Raw genomic sequence first — 18,339 nt, 5'->3', positions numbered from 1 at the left:
ATAACAACGAACGAAAGGTTTATCACAATGACGGATATTAAACGTACTCTACCAAAATACACAGAAGTCGTTATTGTCGGTGGCGGCTTGGGTGGCCTTGCTATGGGTATCCAGCTACAAAAACATGGTATCAATGATTACGTAATCGTTGAGAAAGATGTCGAAGTAGGCGGTTCATGGCGCGACAATTCTTATCCGGGTTGCGCTTGTGATGTGCAATCGCATTTATATTCTTTCTCTTTTACCGATAAAGCAGATTGGACAAAACGCTATGCTCCATGGGATGAAATCCAAGATTATATTTTGGCGACCGTGAGTGAGTATAACGTACGTCCTAATATTCGCTTTGGCCTTGAAGTAAATAGCTCTGTTTTTGATGAAAAAACGGCGACTTGGACGGTGGGCACTGCCGATGGCCAAACGGTGAAATGTAAGTACTTTATTCTTGCTACTGGCCCATTACATCATCCACAAATTCCAAATATTCCGGGATTAGATACCTTTAAAGGTAAGGTGATGCATTCGGCGCGCTGGGATCATGGTTATGATCTTAAAGGTAAAAAAGTTGCATCTATCGGTACTGGCGGCAGTGCAATTCAGTATGTACCTGAAATTGCTCCCGACGTTGAGCGTTTGGATGTTTATCAGCGCAGTGCTGCTTGGGTGATTCCGCGCGATGAGCGCAAGTACAGCAAAGCCAGTAAATGGGTATTTGAAAAATTCCCATCATTACGTCGCTTATATCGCGCGCGCTTATACATGACTAACGAAATGCGTGTTTGGCCGATCTTTCATCCAAGCATCGCTATGGTTGCTGAGTTTTTCGCTAAGCAGTTTATTCGTGCGCAGGTAAAAGATCCGGTTGTTCGTAAAAAACTAACACCTGATTACATGCTAGGCTGTAAGCGAATTTTGATTTCGAATAAATGGTATCCAGCTTTTAATCGCGATAATGTTGATTTAATTACCGATGGCATTAAAGAAATTCGCGCCAATAGTATTGTTGATAGCAATGGTGTCGAGCGCGAAGTAGATACCATTATTTTAGGCACAGGTTTTATTGTTGATCCCCGTGGCTATATGAATAAATTCAACCTGAAAGGCTTGCCAGGCCACGATATCTTAGAAGATTGGAAAGATGGTGCTGAAGCTTATTTAGGCAATACGGTAACGGGTTACCCAAATATGTTCCAATTAGTGGGGCCGAACGCTGGCTTAGGACATAACTCGATCTTGTTTATGATTGAATCTCAAGTGCACTACATTCTTCAGTGTATGAAAGAAGTTCAGAAGCGTGATGTGGGTTACTTAAATGTGAAGAAAGAAGCTCAAGTTGAATTTAACGAAGAGATGCAATCTCGCATTAAAGGTTCGGTTTGGACTTCAGGCTGTAAGAGCTGGTATCAGCAAGCGGATGGTAAAAACTTCGCTTTATGGCCTTCATCAACCATGGAGTTCTACCGTCGTAACCGCAATGTTATTGCTCGTCACTACGAGTGGGTAAAAGTTGAAGCTAAGCCGCAAGCAACAGTACAGCTTGGTTCGAAGGAGTGCGTTGTTGCTAAAGCTAAAAGTAAGACGGCTGTAGCGAAGGAAGTCAGCGCGTGATGCAAGATCAACTCAATAAGCCTGTCATAACTTTTTGAGTTGAGTGTTTGAGTCCTGATAGACCTCTTTGGGCGTTATTATTAACGTCCTTTTTTTTGTTCAATTTTCTTCTTTTCTTTCTTAATGGCTTTTTCAATGTCAGCGGAAGATAACCCCTCATGCCGTTGATGGTGTTCTACTTGGTGTATTAGCGTGCACAATGCGGCATTCACTGGAGTATCTATACCAAGTTTACTTGCAGCTTTAACCACCGCACCGTTTACATATTCAACCTCGGTTAAACGCCCTAAGTGTAGGTCTTCCCACATAGATGAACGCGCTTGAGGATCTATAGCCAGCATGCTTGCTGCTAATTTTTTAAATAACCAATCGGGAAAATTCATTAACGGCGGTAACCAACGAGCTGGGAGTCGCGTCAGTTTTGGTAGGTTAAGATTTTTTGTTTTAGCGACAACCAGTAATTCCGTCATAGCTGCACTTAAAATGCGGCGATATCCCGATCGTTCTAGTTCAGTTTTAAGTGGTAAACCCGATAACGCATTGATAGCGTTGTTTAAATTTAACTGTAACTTAGCCCAGACGATGGCATCGTAATCAGAACTCGATAATAATTGAATCTTGGTTTTTACAAGAGCCGAGGTTAAAACGGAATTAATGGTAGCGTTAGGCTCGTGGTAGATATCACCTTCTGTACCGCGATGAAAACGGCCCTCACCTAGGGGGGCGACGTTAAAGCCCACTATTCCTCGAACGATTTTAAGTGTTGGGCATAAACGTTTAATGACGGCATCACTGCCTAAGCCGTTTTGTAGACACAACACAACCGTGCCGGCTTTGCAGTACTGTTGGAGTAACTTGGCCGACTCTTCAATGGCAAGACACTTAACCGTGAGTAGCACTAAGTCAGCATCGGCGAGAGCGTCATTGCTTTCCGTCATGTCAGGGGCGCCAACGTGCCATTGTTCCTCTTGGTAGTCGCTAATTGTCAAACCACCGGCTTGGTTGATATCCGCTATCACTCGCGGCCTAGCGATTAAGGTTGGCGCTAGTCCGCCAGCCTTGAGCGCTGCTCCTAGATAACATCCGATAGCACCTGCACCAAGAATTACGATTTTCATAGCTAAGCCCTACGTTGGCGAGTTAACCAACGATCTAGAGAATTGGCAAATTGCTGTTTGTCGCGGTCAGAGAAGGCCGCGGGCCCTCCACTTTGTACACCACTTGAGCGCAAGGTTTCCATAAAATCACGCATATTGAGACGCTGACGAATGGTTTCTGCTGTATAGGTTTCGCCGCGATTGTTAATCACAGTAATAGCGCGTTCCATTAATTCTGCTGCCAGCGGAATATCTTGCGTAATCACTAGATCGCCGTCTTCTGCACGCTGCACTATCACGTTGTCAGCAACATCAAAGCCTGCTTCGACTTGAACCGTATGAATATGCGGGCAGGGTGCAACCGGTACGCGGTGATTGGCTACAAAGTAGGTTGTAATCACAGTACGGATAGCCGCTTTACAAATAACGTCACGTACTGGCTTTGGTGTCGCATCGGCATCCACCCAGATGGTCGGCATAGAAGTCATCTCTCAACTGAACTGAATATTAACGATACTGCATTATGGCAGAATATGACCTGACTTTCGCAGCCATATAAGGTGAATGGCATACTTGCACCTGTCATATCTTGTGAGTTGGACCCATATTTAAAAACGTCGAATTCGCTCTTCTAAGGAATGCAGCATGTCAGCTATTACACCAGAGATACAACCGCGCCGCATGGCGATACCGTTTGATTCAATGACACAACGCTTTTTCTTTGCTGGCAATCCTTTACTGAGTGTCTTTGTAGGTGCTTTATCATCCACGTTTCCACCCGGTGAGGCGGAGTTTATCGCCTCTGTGCGCCTGTACCGCGACAAAGTAACATCGCCAGAATTACAGGAGCAAATTCGCAGCTTTATTGGTCAGGAAGGGCATCATAGCCATCAGCATAAGCGCGCGAATGAAGTACTGCGTGATCTAGGTATTGACGCTGTGCGCTTAGAGAAAAGTTTAGAGCGCGAAATTAAAACGCGTTTACATGGCGGAAAAGCTAAGCCTAAATTTCGCTTAGCATTGACGGTTGGTATGGAGCATTTAACGGCAATCCTAGCTGAGCATGTGTTAACGAACCCCGAGATCTTCGACGGCTTAGACGATTCTGTTAAAGAATTACTCTACTGGCATGCAGTAGAGGAAATAGAACATAAGGCAGTCGCCTTTGATGTATTTATGAGTACCGAGGGTGATCAGGCGTATCTACGTCGTATTTTACGTTTTGCAACCGCGATGTTTATTGTGCGCATTAGCTTTTATATGGTGGCGCTATTATGGTGGTCGAAAAAACGTCCATCATGGCGCGACGTAAAAGCATTTTATAATTTCCTGTTTGGTAAAAAAGGAATGATTAGTGGTGTTCGTAGTAATTATAAAGATTTCTTTAAACCTGGATTTCATCCGTGGGACCACGAAAATACCGCATTGATAGAGCGCTGGAAGAAAGAATTCTATCGTGAAGAACATGATCAAGGGCGAGAAAAAACTGCTTAGTTATATCTCGTTATAAGTCTTAGGGTTCTGTTGAAACTACGACTTATAACGTCATGGCCCTCTCTTTTTAGCATCTCCGAATGCTTTGAAACTACAGTATTTTGTTTGTATTCCACCTGTCTCATTCTTCGGCCATCGTCGATACTTATTCTCATGCTAACGCAAGAATAAATCTAACGATGCTCTTTTGGGAGAACGGTATGAACGCTACAGTAACCAATCTGGATATCAAACCAGAAATTAAGCCTCGCCATATGTCGATGCCTTTTGAGCAAATTGATACGCCGTATTTTTTTGCTGGTAACGCTTTGTTGTCGACTTTCTTCGCAGCTCTTTCGTCGACCTTTCCTGCGGGTGAAGGTGAGTTTATTGCGTCTGTTCGCTTATATCGGGACAAGGTAAAAGACCCGCTATTGCAAGAGCAAATTCGTGGGTTTATTGGTCAAGAAGGACATCACAGCCGTCAACACCAGCGGGCAAACGAAGTGCTTCGCGATCTTGGTTTAGACGCGGTTGCTCTCGATAAACATTTAGAGAGTTACATCGCCCGTCGTGTTCATAAGCATTCGCCGAAATTCCGCTTGGCGACAACGGTCGGCATGGAGCATTTAACCGCGATTTTAGCGGAACATATTTTAACGTATCCAGAAATCGTAGAAACGCTTTCTGAGCCAGTAAAAGATTTATTGTACTGGCATGCGGTCGAAGAGATTGAACATAAAGCTGTGGCCTTTGACACCTTTATGTCGATAGAAAATGACCAAAAATATTTGCGCCGCATGATGGTGTGGGCGACGTTATTTTTTATTCATCGTATCAGCTGGTATATGGGCAAACTGTTATGGCAGCAAAAGAAGTTACCATCGTGGTCGGATATCAAAGGCTTTGCCGGTTTTATGTTCGGTAAAAAGGGCATGTTCACAGGTATTACTAAGAACTATTTAGACTTCTACAAAAAAGGTTTTCACCCTTGGGATCATGAGAACCGCGAGTTGATTGAACGTTGGCAGAGAGAGTTTTATCGTGAAGACCAGGATGTGGGCGCACAACGAGCTGCTGAGAAAGCAAAGAGCGCGTAACCTTCCCTTGCAGCTGGCTTAGGCCAGCTGCTCTATGACTAAGGTTTTTTTAGCACCTTGCACGGTCATTTTGCACAATTTTCGCTTACATTTTGGCAACATAGCCACCTTGAGTTTCATGCTTAATCCACCTATGGTATTCGTCATAAAAAAATAATGCAGAATACCCGAGGAGATACGTATGTTAGGCCAGATGATGGACCGTCCACTGCTGATTTCAGGTTTGCTGGAACACGCAGAGACTTCCCACCCCCATTCTGAAATTGTTAGTCGTCGTTGTGAAGGCGATATTCATCGTTACACCATGAAAGACACGGCTATTCGCGCGCGTAAAGTCGCTAACTTGTTAGCTCGATTCGGTATTCAGCAGGGTGATCGCGTGGCGACGCTGGCTTGGAATAACTACCGCCATTTCGAGATGTACTTTGGTGTTTCTGGTTTTGGCGCTGTCCTGCACACGATTAACCCGCGCCTGTTCGCCGAACAACTTATCTACATTGTGAACCATGCCGAAGATCGTTTTATCTTCGTTGATTTAACTTTTGTACCATTATTAGAAGCCATTAAAGATCACATTACCGGCGTTGAAGGCTTTGTCATTTTGTGTGACGAAAACAAGATGCCGGACACTAGCTTGCCTAACGCTATGTGTTACGAAACTCTACTGGCTGCTGAGTCGTCTGACTTTGCTTGGCCTGAGTTCCCAGAAACTCACGGCGCAAGTATGTGTTACACCTCAGGTACTACGGGTAATCCAAAAGGCGTACTGTACAGCCACCGTTCAACCGTATTGCACGCCTTGGCATCAGTGGGTGATGAGGTGATGGGCTTATCATCGTCGTCTTGCTTCTTGCCTGTTGTGCCTATGTTTCATGTGAACGCTTGGGGTACGCCGTATTCCGCCTGTATTACCGGTGCTAAGCAAGTTTTCCCTGGTCCGGGTATGGACGGCGCATCTTTATGGGAATTGATTGAAGCCGAGCAGCCCGACTTATTGTTAGGCGTTCCAACCGTATGGTTAATGCTGCTTAATCATATGGATAAAATCGGTAAGAAACTTGAGTCGGTGCAAAACGTAATTGTTGGTGGCGCTGCAGCACCGCTGCAAATGATCAAAGATTTTGATCAAAAACACGATGCGTTCCTGATTCATGCGTGGGGTATGACTGAGATGAGCCCTATCGGGACGATTAATGCTCATAACCATATTATGGAAAAACTGCCGCGTGAAGAGCGCTATTTGCTACAACAAAAGCAGGGGCGACCTATTTATGGCGTGCAAATTAAAATCGTCGATGATGCTGGAAATGAATTCCCCTGCGATGGCAAAACCTTTGGTCGTTTGATGGTTAGTGGTCCTTGGATTGTTAATAGCTATTATAAAAATGACGACATGAGTAGCTTCGAAAACGGTTGGTTCGATACCGGAGACGTAGCGACTATCGACGAAAATAATTACATGCAGATTGTTGATCGTTCTAAAGACGTTATTAAGTCGGGTGGAGAGTGGATCAGCTCGATTGATTTAGAGAACGCAGCGGTTGGTCATCCGGATTTAGCGGAATGCTGTGTGATTGGCGCGCGTCATCCGAAGTGGGATGAACGACCTATTTTATTAGCGATCCGTCATCCGGATGTAGAGGTGGATGAAGCGGGAGTACTGGCTTTCTTGCAAGATAAAATTGCAAAATGGTGGATGCCCGATGCTGTTATTTTTGTTGATTCTTTACCGCATACAGCAACCGGTAAATTGTTGAAAATTAATTTGCGCAAAGAATATGAGAATTATTTGATCGAAAGAGAAAACGCGTAATTATTTTGCTGAATTAAGTGTTATTAAAACCCACGTTAATACGTGGGTTTTTTTTGCTAATTAAATGGTAGCTTGCGAAAATGTAGGTAGATGGCTGTCATGAGCTATTTGATGCAAAGGGCAAAGATCTTTGGGAATACGAATGACGCGAGAAATTGCAGGATCATTTACTACAAGATCAATATCGGAACAGGAAGGCATTAGTCTCACCTCTGTACGATGACCACGAAGCTGCATTAAATTCCAGCCAAACTCACGACGAAAAGCTGTTGGAAATCCGGGGTGTCCATCACCGTCCACAGGACGTATGCAAGGATGATCAAATAAGGATGCGGCTAACTGCTGATAGGTCACAGGCTGCACCCAAGGCATATTGCCGCGCGCTATAATCCAACCTTGCCAGTGCTGGTTTGCGCGTACACCAAACGCAATGCTGTGACCGATGCCAAGGCTAGCATCAGGACAAATACCCGCTTCAACGCCATCTTGCTGGCATTGGTGCATAAGATCGTGGTCGCCAGGGTGCAAAACAACGTAGCAATGCAGTCCGCTTGCTTTGGCGGCATGAATAGTCGCGAGTAAGACTGAATCCTTGTCATTTAATGGTAAACAGCGTTTATCCTGACCAAAGCGTTCACTGCGCCCCGCTGCAAGGATGATGATACCAATACCCATATACTTCTCCTTTGGTGTCTATTGCTAGAGCCATTGCAGACCCTAGCACAGTGAATTACACAGGAGGTAGTCTGTTTGTGTTACTGACCGCTGTTTACAATTTGATCAGTTGGACTTTTCTTCCCACCATGGATAAAACGGCGGCATTCCATCACTGACCTTAGCCGTGAAGTTAGACGGACGTTTCTCAAGGAAGGAAGCCACCCCCTCTTTACCATCAACGAGACTGGTGTAATACATACCCAACGACTCAATACGATGGGCGTCTTCTGGATTATTGAAAGCACTATTGCGATACATCATTTGGCGAATCATAGCGACCGACACTGCCGACCGACTGCTAATGCGCTTGGCAATCTTCCGCGCTTCGTCGAGTAACTCAGCGGCAGGTAAGACCGCGCGTACGAAGCCGGCTTCCATTGCTTCGGCACCATCAAATATGTCGCCGGTCATGGTCCACTCTAAAGCTCGTGAAATACCAACGATACGTGGTAAAAACCAGCTAGAGCAAGCTTCAGGCACGACCCCGACCTTGCTAAAGATAAAGCCAATGCGAGTATGCTCAGTGGCTAAGCGAATATCCATGGCACAGGTCATGGTTGCGCCAATTCCTACTGCCGCGCCGTTAATGGCAGCAATAACAGGTTTGGTGCAGCGGTAGATCGATAAAGCTACGCGCCCACCTGTATCTCGTACACCGGCAATTATGTCTGGGTCGTTATATCGGGTCGTCATGTCTTCTAATGTTGGCTCAATGCTTTCATCTAAACCGAATACGTTGCCTTCGCGGCTTAAGTCCATACCGGCGCAAAATGCACGGCCTGATCCGGTAACGATAATGGCTCTAACCTCGTCATCAGCACTGGCGCTATCAAAAGCACGAATCAGCTCTTCGCACATTTCGACGGTAAAGGCGTTTAATTGTTCTGGACGATTTAGAGTAATCGTTAAAATATTGTCACTGATGACGTGTGACAGAGTGTTGTAACTCATAATTCTTCTCCACAAAACTGATTGATCGCTGCGCGATATTCTTCTTTTAAGCGCACGACTAAAGTACCTGCATCGGGCAAATCACTGATGCTGCCGACGCCTTGACCTGCCGACCACAAATCTTTCCAAGGCTTCGCTTTGGTCGTTGATTTATCATTCGCGGCATCGTCTAGTTCAGCCCCAAAATCAACATGATCCGGCTTTTTATGGGAGCCTAAATCAATGCCATTAGCTTCGATGCTTGGGCGTAAAAAACTCGCATTTACGCCTGATATTTGCGGAGTGTAGACAATGTCGGCTGCCGAACTATGGATCAGCATTTGTTTGTACTCAGGGTGCACTTGGCATTCTTGGGGGCCAATAAAACGGGTTCCCATATAAGCTAAATCGGCGCCCATCATGCGTGCCGCAGCAATATCCCGACCGGTGGACAAACTACCTGCCAGTAATAATGTTTTATCGAAGAATTGGCGTAATTCATTGACCAATGCAAACGGACTCCAATCGCCGGCATGACCGCCAGCTCCAGCAGCAACGGCAATTAAGCCATCCACACCAACCGACGCTGCTTTGCGCGCGAAACGTACGTTAACAACATCATGAAATACCACACCACCGTAGCTATGCACGGCATCGACTACGTCCTGCACTGCACCAAGAGAAGTAATCACCAAAGGCACTTTATGCTTCACTAAAATGGCTAAATCTTCATGTAAGCGAGTATTGCTTTTGTGCACCACAAGATTGACCCCGAAAGGCGCCGCCAGCTTGCCGGTGCTGGCTTCATACTCATCGAGATCGGTGCGGATTTCACTAAGCCATTGATCAAGTCCAGCACTTGAGCGTTGGTTTAGAGCAGGGAATGTACCAATAGCCCCAGCTTTACAGCAGGCACTGACCAGCGCCGGGCCAGATGCTAAAAACATAGGTGAAACTACAAGAGGCAATGATAAACCTCGTTGTAATGCAGCGGGTAATGACATGAAAACCTCATCAATAAAAAAAGCAGCAGGGGCGATACTCTCGCCCCTAGTCGCTGATAATAACAGGTAGATACACGCCAGAATTAGCGTGATTGGAGACAGAAACTACGCTGGTGTTGTGCTTGCTTGGTTTGGCGCGACATCTTCATAGCGATTAGCCCTAACAAATGTACCTAAGTCGTTAAATGGCACGCCGTTTTCGCCCATCACTTTGTGAGCATCGCTAGCCGTTAATTGGCGAATATAAAACGGCTCGCCAACTACAAAGTGATGAATGCCATGTGTGCTGCCAAAGTTAAAGCAAAATAACTGGAACGGTAAAAAACGTTTAGCATTGAGTACCTGAGTTTGCGTCAGTACTGACTCCACATTGCCGTAATAATGCATATTGGAGCTAATGAAATTTAAGCAAAAAGAACGCAGATAAAATGGCGCAATTAAAATCACGATTAACGGTGTTACGGCGTTAGCGTAATTGAGTAAAGCTGACGGAACCGACCAGCTTGCAAGGCTTAGCAGGCCATTAATGAGATGAATGGCTAAAAAGCTATACCACACGATAGCAGTGATGACGCCGAATGGCAGATTCGAAGCAATGATACGTTTCGCTGAATGCCAACGACGACCCGCCGGCACGAACATCCATACGCGCAACAGATTACCGGTAAAGGTATCCATCATGACCCAGAAGCGCACAAAACCATAAGGGTGGCCATTGCCTATGCCGCGCTCTTCTAAGTCTTGGGAAGTACCGGAAGTTTTGTGATGCACAAAATGCAGTTTACGACGAATCCACGGGTTAATTGTCCCAGGTCGGAAGATCCACACTCCCAATAACATTAAGTTATGAATCTTTTTATTGTTTTTAAAATACATCCAATGAATTAAATCGTGCTCTAGCTCATGCAAAAACGAGGTTAAAATAGCGACCAATGGAATGCACAGCCACGCTGATAAATACCCGTCAAGATAGGCCCAGCCACACAGCAAAATACCGGCAATGGACCCCAAGAAAATCGTCATGCCCATGAAGTTTTGATTGGCGAGGATGCTATGGCGTCGACGCCAGTTATCACCACTTTCGCGAATCACCGCTTTGATTGTTTCGATACGCTCGGCATCGGTGCTAGTCGTAGATGTCATAAATCGTGTTCCGCTAGGTGCAATATAGGCAATATTAGAACGGTTAATGGTAAAAGTGGCTAGCACCTAGTTATAATTTGGCCGTAAAACCTATCATTGGTGGCCCCTTAAGGGCTTATTCGCGAAGAGATTGACGCAAAAGAGGCATGATGAATGGCGGAATATCAAGACCACGCAATCTACCCTGGCGCCGAGTTGTTTTTGATTCATGAATTCATGCAAACACAAGATATTAGCGCTAGGCAGTGGCTGTTTGGGGTTGGCTTAACAGAAGCTCAAGTATTTGATCCTGATACCCGTGTGTCGTTGCGCCAGTTCGATATTATCTATCGCAATATTTATCGCTTAGCGCCGCAGCGGGATTTGGGACTTACTCTCGGTGCTGCGCTTAATTTATCGCGCTGGGGCATGTTGTCGGGCGCCTTGCTGACGAGTCGCACACTTGGCCAGGCTCTGGCAACCGCGAATGACATGCGCTCTCTGGTGCGCAGTCGCTTCGACTTAGCAACGAATATTGTGGGTGAGCTATGTCATATCGAAGTCTCCACTCACGATGCTCAAGAGTTCCCTCTGAGTTTGCGTTTTGCTTATGAGGTATTGACGGCAAGTCTACAGACACAGATTCGTGATTTATTAAGCGAAGACATTCATTTCGAGGCAGTCGATTTCGCTTTTCCAGCGCCAACTTATGCTGATCGGTATCGTTTATTACTTCAGTGTCCAGTGCACTTTTCAGCGCCTAAAACGCGATTAACGCTAAAACTCGACACGTTAAAACGGCCATTACCACTCGCCAATCCGGTGGCACGCAAACAAGTACTCCATGTTTGTCGTATTGAAGCGGAACGTTTGGTTCGGGTTCGGCAAGGAGATATTGTGTGGCAGGTAAGGGAAGTCTTAGTGCGCAATGAAGATACTCGATTAACGCTAGAACTGACCGCTGAAACTCTGAAAATGTCAGCTCGTACATTGCGCCGTAAACTTGAGTCGGTTGGATACAGCTTCAAGAGTTTGCAAGAAGAACATAGCCTTCAGCTCGCTCTGCGTTTGCTACAGCAAGGTAACTTAACCATTAACGACATTGGAATGCGTTGCGGCTATCAAGATATTGCCAGCTTTCGTGCTGCGTTCAAGCGCTGGACAGGACTCCTACCAACACAGTATCAGGCCGCCCCAACGGCTTCCTGACCTAAAGTAACAATATTAATGTGGAATGAGTCTAACTTCTGCGATCAAATGGTCGGATAGCGCCAATCAATACGCTATTGTTATTTTATGCCACTGTTTGGGCCAATTGGGGGTTATCGGAAGCGTGAAGCTTTTCCGTTGTCGGGCATCTACCGTCGGTGCTGCATTTATATTCTTTACACTAATTCTGATTACTTCGTTAACTCGGGCGGATGTTCTGCGCTTGTCGGCTGACAATAGTAGAGAGTACCCAATATCTGCGGTGAGTTACCTCGTTGATCCTAGCGCGGAGCTGACCTTAGAACAATTGCCGCCGTTGGCAGAGTGGCAGGCCGCGCAAGCGAATCCCCTACAGTTTGGTTATGGAGAGCAAGCCTACTGGATACATCTGGGGTTAGAAGGCAACCGCGATGACTTTTCTGACAGCGTGATTGAAATCAGTAACCCATTATTGAATCATGTTGACGTATATCTGCAGCGGGATGGTCAGGTTTTACGCGAATGGCGTTTAGGTGATGCCATGCCATTTTCACAGCGTCCCATGTTGCACAGAACCTTTCTCATTCCCTTAAACGATATTACGTCAGGTTACTTGGACGTTGTCATTCGAGTGCAATCCGAAACCTCATTACAGATGCCATTGGTGGTGTGGAAGCGCCAAGCGCTGGCTGAACATATTGATAAAGATTCGACACTAACGGGTTTCTATTTTGGCGCTTTGGTTCTGATTGGGCTTTATCACGTTCTGATTTTTGCATCCGTTCGTGATTTTGGCTTTTTATATTTTGGTTTGTTTACTTTGATACTGACGATTGTGCATGCCAGTATCAGCGGTCAGGCGTTTCAGTGGTTATGGCCTAACGCCATTTATTGGAACAGTGTCAGCTTACCTGTGGCGTTAAATATCACCAATATGATTGGTGCTATGTTCATTACGCGGTTGCTCAATATTGCCGAGGAGTATCCACGCTTAGGGCGTATGCAGGCGATATTTGTTGGTTTATGTGTTGTTGCTGTCGTCGCTTCGTTTTTCTTTCCTTTTGCGGTGGTCACGGTAGTTACTTTAGCGATGTCGTTAATTACTTTTATCATTAATAGTATTCTCGTGTTCGTGCGCTTAAAGGATCGCTATCCACCGGCAAAAGTCATTTTCTTCGCTAGCTTTAGCTTAGTATTTGCTTCTTCAGCCGTAATTTTATCGCGCCTTAATATCATACCGGCAAGTACACTCGTCGATAACGCTATGATGGTGGCTACCTTAGTTGAGGTGTTGCTGTTTGCCTTTGCGCTATCGATGCGTATTGCCATGGATCGTGATTTGTTGGAGCAAGTGCAAGCAGAGTCGGCTAATGCCAAAGATCAGTTATTAGATGCTCAATTGGCGCAAAATATTCGTCTTGATCACCTTGTGAAAATGCGTACCCAAGAGTTGGAAAACGCTAACTCGTTACTGAAAAAAATCAGCACTACCGATGCATTAACGGGATTGCATAATCGTCGTCATTTGGATGAGTGCTTAGATGAGCAACAAAGGTTAGCGGACCGTAAAGCAATTACTTTGTCGTTATTGATTTTAGATCTGGATCATTTTAAACAGCTCAATGATAAGTACGGACATATTTTTGGTGATGAATGTTTACGACAAGCCAGCGAGCGTATTCAGGCGTGTGTGAAGCGCCCGCAAGATCGTGTATTTCGTTATGGCGGTGAAGAATTTGTAGTTGTGCTGCCGGATACATCCGTCAGTGCTGCTAAGTATATAGCTGAGAAAATACTGACTAATTTTCGTAGCGAAGCCGTTGTGGTACAAGGCGAACGAGTGGCACTCACCATCAGTATTGGCATCGCCAGTAGAGACGGGAATGAGCGGGGCATTGATGTTGCTGAGTTGCTGCAAGAAGCCGATGAGCACTTGTATCGCGCGAAAGAGCTAGGGCGGGATAGGGTAGAGTTTAAGTGTTAATACTTAATATCGCACGCGCTCATATTTTTAAAACAAGAAGATACTAATCGGAATGGTGGGCCTTCCCGGACTCGAACCCCAAGGGGATCTAGGCAGCTAAAGAGCTGGGTCGCACGCGCTCATATTTTTAAAACAAGAAGATACTAATCGGATTGGTGGGCCTTCCCGGACTCGAACCGGGGACCTAGCGATTATGAGTCGCGTGCTCTAACCAACTGAGCTAAAGGCCCTACGATATTGCAGACGTTCTATGATTCACAAGGTGATAGAACGATTGAGCTAACGGCATAGGAGAGAATATGTTTTCGCGTCCTAGCAGTTTTCTTGGCACGCATTATAAGCAGCATTTTTACGAAGTGCCAGCCATAAAAAACCCAGCTAAGCTGGGTTTTTTATGAACTTTATCAACAACTTATTCGTCGATGAAGCTACGCAGGTGATCAGAGCGGCTAGGGTGACGCAACTTGCGCAACGCTTTGGCTTCGATCTGACGAATACGCTCACGCGTTACGTCGAACTGTTTACCCACTTCTTCTAACGTGTGGTCAGTGTTCATATCGATACCAAAACGCATACGCAATACTTTGGCTTCGCGAGCGGTAAGTCCTGCTAATACAGAACGAGTTGCTTCGGTCAGACCTTCAGCGGTTGCTGTATCCATTGGCGATTCTGATTGAGTATCTTCAATAAAGTCACCCAAGTGTGAATCTTCGTCATCACCAATCGGCGTCTCCATAGAGATCGGCTCTTTAGCAATTTTCAGCACTTTGCGAATCTTGTCTTCTGGCATTTCCATGCGCTCTGCCAATGCTTCTGGCGTCGGCTCACGACCCATCTCCTGCAGCATCTGACGAGAGATACGGTTCAGTTTGTTGATGGTTTCGATCATGTGTACCGGAATACGGATAGTACGCGCTTGGTCGGCAATCGAACGGGTGATAGCCTGACGAATCCACCAAGTTGCATAAGTTGAGAACTTATAACCACGACGGTATTCGAATTTATCAACGGCTTTCATTAAGCCGATGTTGCCTTCTTGAATAAGGTCGAGGAACTGCAAACCACGGTTGGTGTATTTTTTCGCAATCGAGATAACCAGACGTAAGTTCGCTTCCACCATTTCTTTTTTGGCGCGGCGAGCACGAGCTTCACCGATAGAAACACGACGGTTAACTTCTTTAATTTCAGCAATCGACAGGCTTACACGATCTTCTACAGATTTAATTTTCTTTTGCGCACGGAAAATATCAAAACGGTAGGTATCCAGTTTATCGGAGTAGGCATGGCCTGCTTCAATTAGGTCGGTAATCCACTGATTGTTGGTTTCATTACCTTGGTAACCGGTAATAAAGTCCTTACGGTTCATACCGCATTTACGCGTCATCATAACCATGATTTGGCGTTCTTGATGACGAATGGCATCAAGGGCTTCGCGCGCACCGTTCACTAACGCTTCAAAATGTTTTGGCGTTAATTTAATCGGAGCGAATAATTCCGCTAGGCGAGAAATAGCTTCTTCTGCTTGCTTGCTAGCACGACCGTGTTTTTCGATCGCCGCCACCATATCGATATTGGCGTCTCTGATTTCATCGAAGCGACGGATAACTTCGGTTAAGTCGATACCAGTGTCTTCGCTTTCGCTTTCGTCATCGTCGCTATCAGAATCGTTATCATCGTCGCTTGTATCGTCAGCAACAGGAGCGGCGGCACCGGCTTGAACACCTGGTTCTGGATCTTCGTCAGAAGGATCGATAAAACCACTGAAGATGTCGCCAACGCGATTTGGATCTTCTTCGGCTTCTTTGAAAGCGTTCATGATGGTTTGCACGGCGCCTGGGAAATAGGCCAATGCTGACATCACTTCGCGAATACCTTCTTCGATACGTTTCGCAATGACAATTTCGCCTTCGCGAGTCAGCAGCTCAACAGTACCCATTTCACGCATATACATACGAACTGGGTCTGTGGTGCGGCCCACATCTGAATCGACAAGTGCTAATGCGGCGGCGGCTTCTTCAGCTGCTGCGTCATCTGCCGCATCAGACATGAATAGCGAATCACCATCAGGCGCAACCTCGGATACCGGAATACCGATATCGTTGATCATGCGGATGATGTCTTCGACCTGATCCGGATTGGCAATATCGTCCGGCAAGTGGTCGTTTACCTGGGCGTAGGTTAGGTAACCCTGTTCCTTACCCTTGGCAATAAGTTCTTTAAGACGGGATTGTTGCGTATTCGCTGACATAGAAGCCCTATTTTCCGTTTTTCTAAGGCGGAAGTAAAACGCCGAAGTATAACTTTTAAGCTAACGTTAGGCCAGCACCACGGCGTATTGTTCCCTCCGAATGCTGGCATTATTTGCAGCTTTTCCATGGGATTTGGCAGGTAGTGTCGGTTCGCGCTGTGTATGAGGTAAAGTTTGGGTCTGATCGATCTAATTTCAAGGTGCTGACACAGATAAATTCTGATCAGCGCCGATAAATATTTGTACGTTTTTTGTTCATTTCGTGGCGCTGGCGTTTTAATTCTTGCAGCCTTTGCCTTTCTTCGGTGGAGAGCTTTTCTCCTCGTTCGAATTTTGCTTTGAGCTTGTTGAGTTCGACATCGAGATGGCGCGCTCCCATGCGTTTCAGTACATCGTTAATATCGTTAGCGCTCGGCGGAATCTGGCCGTCGGAGCTGCTTTCTGCCATCTGTTGTAATTCAGCTTGATAGGGCGTTCCTATCCATTGAATAAGTAAGCCGACGCTGCCTTGTTGTGGTGCTTGTTTCAGTTTGCGAATAACTTCCAAGAGCAGGCGTTCGTATTCCGTTTCGGGTTCTGCATCAGGCAATTCGAGCTGTTGTGCTAGGCTCGGCTGGCGTACCAATTGCGCAAGCGATTTATATACAGAGGGTGCTAATGGGTGCTGTTCTATTTCGCTATTCGGAATGTAGTCGCTAATGTTAATGCTCGGCTCATCCGGCGGTAAATCATAATCGATATTTGCGGGAGCAGCAGGGCGGTTATCCATATCGGCGAGTGCTTCGCTACTCATGCCGATTTCATCTTCTAGGCGCTTTTTCATTAATTTTTTTAACATGCCTGCGGGCAGTTTATTAATGAGCGGCGCCGCCAGTTGATCTAATCGTGCTTTGCCGTCTAGGGTGTCAAAGTCGACCTGTTTCTTTAGAAATTCGAATAAAAATTCTGGCAAGTGCACCGCTTTATTTAACCGTTCTTCAAAGGCTGCTTTACCTTCTTGGCGCACCAGTGTATCGGGATCTTCGCCGTCGGGCAGGAATAAAAAACGTGCTTGTACGCCGTCGCTCAATACGGGCAATACGGTTTCCATTGCTCGTGCTGCTGCTGTGCGCCCAGCGTTGTCGCCATCGAAGCAAAAAATAACTTCGGGTACGATTTTAAATAAACGTCGTAAATGGTGTTCGCTGGTCGCGGTGCCGAGTGTGGCGACGGCGTAATGAATGCCATATTCAGCCAGTGCGACAACGTCCATGTAACCTTCGACAATAATAAAACGCGTCAGTTTCTGGCGAATTTTTCGTGCTTCATAAAGGCCATATAGTTCACGACCTTTTTGGAATATTGGTGTTTCTGGCGAATTTAAATATTTGGGTTTTTCGTCGCCTAATACGCGACCGCCAAAGGCGATGAAACGTCCGCGCGCATCGCGAATAGGGAACATAATGCGATCACGAAAACGATCGTAAGTTCGACCGTCTTCTTTTTCGATCAGCATGCCGCAGGTTACCAATTCACGAAGTGCTTCTTTATCTGTTCCTAGTTCGGCTTGTAATCCATCCCAGCCCGGAGGCGCGTAACCAATACCAAAGAATTTTGCTGCTTTGCCAGATAAACCGCGATTTTTTAAATAATCGACCGCCCGCCCGCGTTGCTCATGCTGACGTAGCATTTGTTCGAAATATTGGCTGGCGGCTTCCATTCGCTTGAACAATCCTTGGTGCTGTTGTTCTTGGCGGGCATCGTGACTGATTTGTTCTTTGGGTACTTCTAGGCCAGCTTGAGAGGCAAGTTTTTCTACAGCATCAGGAAAACTCAGACCATCGTATTCCATAACGAATTTAAGTGCTGTGCCGGACGCGCCACAACCAAAGCAATAATAAAACTGTTTGTCGGGGCTTACGGTAAATGACGGCGTGTTTTCGTTATGAAAAGGGCAGCAGGCGGAGTAATTCTTTCCCGTTTTTTTCAACTTTACGCGACTATCTACCACATCGATGACATCAAGGCGGGCGAGTAATTCGTCAATAAAGCTCTGGGGGATACGGCCTGCCATGG

Annotated in this window: 13 protein-coding genes, 1 tRNA gene and 1 pseudogene; 6 read left to right on the top strand and 9 right to left on the bottom strand. The window is 46.0% G+C overall.

The features are described from left to right. The first annotated feature begins 27 nt into the window (after positions 1-27). On the top strand, positions 28-1,608 hold the full coding sequence (locus UXZ23_RS08570) for an NAD(P)/FAD-dependent oxidoreductase (protein ID WP_320820188.1): 1,581 nt from the start codon (positions 28-30) through the stop codon (positions 1,606-1,608). A gap of 80 nt (positions 1,609-1,688) precedes the next feature. Here the strand turns inward: UXZ23_RS08570 and UXZ23_RS08565 are convergent, their stop codons facing one another. Together UXZ23_RS08565 and UXZ23_RS08560 are read right to left on the bottom strand one after the other, a co-directional pair. Beyond that, positions 1,689-2,726, bottom strand: a complete 1,038-nt coding sequence (locus UXZ23_RS08565; RefSeq protein ID WP_320820187.1) for a 2-dehydropantoate 2-reductase — start codon at positions 2,724-2,726, stop codon at positions 1,689-1,691. A gap of 2 nt (positions 2,727-2,728) precedes the next feature. Beyond that, on the bottom strand, positions 2,729-3,184 hold the full coding sequence (locus UXZ23_RS08560) for a YaiI/YqxD family protein (RefSeq protein WP_320820186.1): 456 nt from the start codon (positions 3,182-3,184) through the stop codon (positions 2,729-2,731). A 166-nt stretch (positions 3,185-3,350) separates the two neighbouring features. On the opposite strand from UXZ23_RS08560, the gene UXZ23_RS08555 reads away from it, so the two are divergent. The 3 genes from UXZ23_RS08555 to UXZ23_RS08545 all read left to right on the top strand — a co-directional run bounded on the left by UXZ23_RS08555 (position 3,351) and on the right by UXZ23_RS08545 (position 7,091). Beyond that, entirely contained in the window at positions 3,351-4,199 is an 849-nt protein-coding gene (locus UXZ23_RS08555) for a metal-dependent hydrolase (RefSeq protein ID WP_320820185.1), read from the top strand. Between the two features lie 200 nt (positions 4,200-4,399). Then, positions 4,400-5,278, top strand: a complete 879-nt coding sequence (locus tag UXZ23_RS08550) for a metal-dependent hydrolase (RefSeq protein WP_320820184.1) — start codon at positions 4,400-4,402, stop codon at positions 5,276-5,278. Between the two features lie 181 nt (positions 5,279-5,459). Then, complete coding sequence (locus tag UXZ23_RS08545) at positions 5,460-7,091, top strand: long-chain-fatty-acid--CoA ligase (RefSeq protein ID WP_320820183.1); 1,632 nt, start codon at positions 5,460-5,462, stop codon at positions 7,089-7,091. 60 nt (positions 7,092-7,151) lie between these two features. Here the strand turns inward: UXZ23_RS08545 and UXZ23_RS08540 are convergent, their stop codons facing one another. The 4 genes from UXZ23_RS08540 to UXZ23_RS08525 all read right to left on the bottom strand — a co-directional run bounded on the left by UXZ23_RS08540 (position 7,152) and on the right by UXZ23_RS08525 (position 10,885). Further along, entirely contained in the window at positions 7,152-7,766 is a 615-nt protein-coding gene (locus UXZ23_RS08540) for an NTP transferase domain-containing protein (protein ID WP_320820182.1), read from the bottom strand. Between the two features lie 105 nt (positions 7,767-7,871). Beyond that, the gene (locus UXZ23_RS08535) at positions 7,872-8,759 is read right to left on the bottom strand and encodes a crotonase/enoyl-CoA hydratase family protein (RefSeq protein ID WP_320820181.1); all 888 of its coding nucleotides are present in this window, start codon (positions 8,757-8,759) and stop codon (positions 7,872-7,874) included. Beyond that, positions 8,756-9,742, bottom strand: a complete 987-nt coding sequence (locus tag UXZ23_RS08530; RefSeq protein WP_320820180.1) for a nitronate monooxygenase family protein — start codon at positions 9,740-9,742, stop codon at positions 8,756-8,758. The genes UXZ23_RS08535 and UXZ23_RS08530 overlap by 4 nt, the downstream gene beginning before the upstream one ends. A gap of 105 nt (positions 9,743-9,847) precedes the next feature. Further along, positions 9,848-10,885 (bottom strand): fatty acid desaturase, encoded by a 1,038-nt coding sequence (locus tag UXZ23_RS08525; RefSeq protein WP_320820179.1) that lies wholly within the window; start codon positions 10,883-10,885, stop codon positions 9,848-9,850. A 153-nt stretch (positions 10,886-11,038) separates the two neighbouring features. Between UXZ23_RS08525 and UXZ23_RS08520 the strand changes: the two genes are divergently transcribed. Further along, positions 11,039-12,073 carry an AraC family transcriptional regulator gene (locus UXZ23_RS08520; protein ID WP_320820178.1) on the top strand — a complete coding sequence of 345 codons (1,035 nt, stop codon included), beginning with the start codon at positions 11,039-11,041 and terminating at the stop codon, positions 12,071-12,073. Positions 12,074-12,197: 124 nt separating this feature from the next. Further along, complete coding sequence (locus UXZ23_RS08515) at positions 12,198-14,036, top strand: diguanylate cyclase (RefSeq protein WP_320820177.1); 1,839 nt, start codon at positions 12,198-12,200, stop codon at positions 14,034-14,036. A 153-nt stretch (positions 14,037-14,189) separates the two neighbouring features. Here UXZ23_RS08515 and UXZ23_RS08510 read toward each other — a convergent pair. From UXZ23_RS08510 to dnaG, 3 genes and pseudogenes are all read right to left on the bottom strand, one after another. Continuing rightward, positions 14,190-14,266 (bottom strand) — tRNA-Ile (locus UXZ23_RS08510). Between the two features lie 182 nt (positions 14,267-14,448). Next, positions 14,449-16,293, bottom strand: a pseudogene (gene rpoD, locus UXZ23_RS08505) (RNA polymerase sigma factor RpoD); the annotation flags it as partial. Between the two features lie 214 nt (positions 16,294-16,507). Then, complete coding sequence (dnaG, locus tag UXZ23_RS08500) at positions 16,508-18,337, bottom strand: DNA primase (RefSeq protein WP_320820176.1); 1,830 nt, start codon at positions 18,335-18,337, stop codon at positions 16,508-16,510. Positions 18,338-18,339 lie beyond the last annotated feature (2 nt).

The organism is Thalassolituus sp., assembly GCF_034111725.1.
GTDB lineage: Bacteria > Pseudomonadota > Gammaproteobacteria > Pseudomonadales > Oceanobacteraceae > Thalassolituus.
Note: the sequence above shows the minus strand (reverse complement) of the source record. Positions and strands in the feature narration are given on the sequence as shown.